This window comes from Runella sp. R5_40 (assembly GCF_057652295.1).
This window is the reverse complement of sequence record NZ_JBYFCH010000091.1, coordinates 1-313: the sequence shown is the minus strand read 5'-3', so window position 1 is coordinate 313 and position 313 is coordinate 1. Positions and strand designations below refer to the sequence as shown.

Annotated in this window: 1 protein-coding gene; it reads right to left on the bottom strand. The window is 52.7% G+C overall.

Annotation, left to right across the window (positions count from 1 at the left end):
• Positions 1-313 (bottom strand): nuclear transport factor 2-like protein (locus tag AC23N5_RS31535; RefSeq protein WP_487758579.1); only part of this gene is annotated, 313 nt, incomplete at both ends.

The following is a 313-nucleotide window of genomic DNA, read 5'->3' as shown; positions in this document are numbered from 1 at the left end:
ACACCCGAAAAGGGTAAGGCTTGGTGGCTATGCACAGGAATGTGATTGAAGTGGCTAAACTGCCACGATTGAAGATGCACTCGCTGAGGCTCATTGCGCCAATAAGCCAACACCGCAGCCTTCCCCACCAACGGGCGGGAGCTCTCGGGTAAAAAATACTGCACGTCGTCGGACAATAAATCGGCGCATCCTTCCCAATCAAAATCCGATTGATAGGTCAACGCTTTTTCGGCCAACACCGCGTAGTTCTCGGTCGCTATCGTATAGGGAAGCTCACTTGCTGAAGGACTCTGCTCGGGCGAAGTACAAGCCA